General features: G+C 40.8%; 1 protein-coding gene. It reads right to left on the reverse strand.

Annotated elements, in window-relative coordinates:
• Positions 1-333: AAA family ATPase (locus B3014_RS10565; RefSeq protein ID WP_289286974.1), on the reverse strand; the 333-nt coding region annotated here is incomplete at both ends.

The following is a 333-nucleotide window of genomic DNA, read 5'->3' on the forward strand; positions in this document are numbered from 1 at the left end:
ATCACCACGGAAGTCTTGCGCCATTTTGTCAATTTCATCTAATAGAAATAATGGGTTTTTAACTTCCGTTTTACAGATATTCTGTATCACTTTACCTGGCATAGAGCCGATATAAGTTCTACGGTGCCCGCGTATTTCAGCCTCATCTCTAACACCACCCAAAGCCATTCTTGTAAATTTACGATTAGTGGCTCTGGCTATTGATTGAGCAATAGATGTTTTACCCACACCAGGTGGGCCAACCAGGCAAAGAATCGGACCTTTTGATTTTTTGACACGCTTTTGTACAGCCAAGTATTCAACGATTCGTTCTTTGACTTTTTCCAGACCATA

It is taken from the genome of Methylophaga sp. UBA678, from assembly GCF_002299105.1.
In the GTDB taxonomy this organism is placed as follows: Bacteria; Pseudomonadota; Gammaproteobacteria; order Nitrosococcales; family Methylophagaceae; genus Methylophaga; species Methylophaga marina.